This window comes from Bacteroidota bacterium (genome assembly GCA_013360915.1).
In the GTDB taxonomy this organism is placed as follows: domain Bacteria; phylum Bacteroidota; class JABWAT01; order JABWAT01; family JABWAT01; genus JABWAT01.
Window position 1 is genome coordinate 1 of the sequence record JABWAT010000042.1, and the last position, 2,743, is coordinate 2,743.

Below are 2,743 nucleotides of genomic sequence, written 5' to 3' on the forward strand. Positions count from 1 at the left end.
CCAGGCTCACCTGATGTGGACAGATTTCGGTACCACCGGAGATCCTCCTGTTGTAGCCGGAACCAACCCTGCTGCTATTTACTACCTCGGACCTCAGATTGAACTGCCTGAATATACCGGCGGACAAGCTGGCGGAACCCTGACCTTTATCGTGAACACTGCTTTCGTTCAGGATACCGTTGCTGCCGATAACGGCTCGACTGTTTCCATCCGTGGTGGTGGAATCTTCGGTGACTGGTCTTATGACAATGGTGTGAAGCTGACCAACATTGGTGGTGACTACTGGATGGGAACTCTGACCACAGATCAGGGCAACTCTGGTGGATGGGCCAAAGTGGTAACTTCCACTAACAGCGGTACCGGATGGGATCGCGCTGAGTTCACTCCTTTTGATATCTCCGGTGATCAAACCATCGAAGTATTCACCTCTGGTCTGAAAGTGAAATATCCGGATCCTGTTACTGGTGACACCATCACCCGTAGCATTGCCTGGAATCCGCTTGAAGTTGCCAAGGGCGAAACCAATAACATGGCCGTTCACTTCCGTGTAAACTTTGAAGGTCTTCAAACCTTCCCACGCGAAACTGCAGAAGTGTATGTACGTGGTTCCATGCTGGATGACAGCTGGTCCGTTCTGCCTGAAGGACGTCTGTATCCTGAAGTCCGTCATGATGACCTCTGCTGCGGCGCTGGTATGTATGAAGCTGACAAGCATTTCTACAGCCGTACCGTTCTTGTGGATCCATCCAAGACCGGAAATCGTGAATACAAATTCACCTTCAATTCTGGCGGTACAACCACTTGGGAAGAAATCTCCAACCGCAAGGTAACACTCTCCGGAAATGACACCACCCTCGCTTGGGTATGGTGGGAAAACAAACGTCCTGAACCTGTTAAACCAACAGCTAAATATGACATCAACTTTGAAGTAGATCTGTTCAATGCCATTAATACCAATGGTTTTGATCCTGCTACCGATAACGTTGTGGTACGGGCTGGCTATGCTGGTTCATCAAACGAAGTTGCTGAGTTAACACTTGATGCTCCTCTGTTCGGAACAGTTTACACTGGTCTGTTGGACTCTTTCCCTGGTATTAATAACAAGTATGTTGCTTATCAATACTATAAAGTGAATGCCAACATCGATCAGGAAGAATTCTATTTCGATAACTTCGATGAAACCGGAACAACCACTGGTCCGAAGTTCCGTAAAATTCCTACTCCTGCTGAACTGACAGGAACCCTGACTGCTTCTGATCTTCTGGACGATGCAGTATCCACACACCGGATGCCGTTCTTCAAGAACTCCAACCCTGTTGGCGTGGCTACCTCGCTGGTTATCGAAGCTAACCTGAACCCTGCTGTTTCTTTCGTAACACTGGGTGCTGGCTCTCTGAATGACATTCAGGGCGGAAGTCTTGTCATTACTGCAGCAAACATTGCTGAGCATCCTCTCTACATCAATGGACCTGCTACCGGTTCATGGGGTGGATGGAATTCAATCGCCCTCGGCGAAGCCCGCAAGATGAGCGATGATGGTGCTACCAAGGGTGATAAAGTGGCCGGTGACAACATCTGGACCATTACACTGCCTTATGAAGCAACTGCGATCATTTCTCAGGAATACAAATTCGGTATCGGCGGTGCTGATAACGAAGCTGGCTTCGGAAACAACCACATGGCTAACCTGTTCGCCAAAGATGTTAACACCGTTAACGTTCAATTTGGTGATATCCAACCTTCCCGCTATGAAGCTCCTGGTAAAGGATACTGGGATTTCGCAGCTAAGGAATGGGTAGGTGTTGATGATGGTAACCTGGCTGATGCCAAGGAATTCCGTCTGCTGCAAAACTATCCGAACCCATTCAACCCAAGCACGATGATTCCTTTCACCGTGTCGAAGGCTGGTGTTGTGAACTTCACCGTTTACAACGTTCTGGGTCAGGTTGTTTCTTCCTTCAACTACGATGCTAAATCTGCTGGTCTGCACTCGGTTAACTTCCAGGCTAACAACCTGGCAACCGGTTCTTATCTGGTTAAGATGACTGCTGGCAATTTCACCGAAACCATCAAGATGGTATTTGCGAAATAAGCCAATCGGGGTTTAATCCTCTTAAAGCCGGATTCCTGCAAGGGGATCCGGCTTTTTTTTTACAATACTGTCACCCCTACGGGGTTTTGTTTTGTAAGATATTTTTGGGTTTTCTACAATAATGACACCCCTCCGGGGTTTTATGTTTTAGGATTTATTTGGGTTTTCTACAATACTGTCACCCCTACGGGGTTTAAGATGAAATGCCTTTAAGGGATTGCTATAAAGGAATTTGAGCCACGTAGTGGTGACATCTTCGTAGCACGGAAGTGCATACAGGAAGCATTGAGCCGCGTAGCGGTGACATCGCAACAGACAGTTGGTAAAAGATGTCAGGGCTACGCCCTTGCAGATTCTTTCCGGAGGGTCTTGTATTTTTCTCTGCAAACCGGTACATTACCTTAAGAATTATTTATTCCAGTGCTTTTCGGTTTATTGACAATCGGAGGTCTTATGAATCGGTGGATCGTGACGTTGGCCTTTTTAATTTTATCTGTTGCCGCCCTTGCCGGTAACGACGGGACGAAGGCTGTTGCAATTGCAGATAAAGGCATCTCCGAAAGCGCTTACCGGAAACCAGTTTTCCAGAAGCCGACGGAATCCATCTACGTGGGAAATTCGGCCAACGCCTACTTTGCCCAGTCTGCCGGT

2 protein-coding genes are annotated in these 2,743 nt (G+C 47.8%); both read left to right on the forward strand.

All coding sequences use genetic code 11. The annotated features are described in order from the left end of the window. The first annotated feature begins 13 nt into the window (after window positions 1–13). Window positions 14–2,092: a T9SS type A sorting domain-containing protein gene (locus tag HUU10_15675; protein ID NUQ83042.1), complete on the forward strand. Its 2,079-nt coding sequence runs from the start codon at window positions 14–16 to the stop codon at window positions 2,090–2,092. A 453-nt stretch (window positions 2,093–2,545) separates the two neighbouring features. Beyond that, on the forward strand, window positions 2,546–2,743 hold a 198-nt coding region (locus HUU10_15680), incomplete at its 3' end, for a hypothetical protein (protein NUQ83043.1).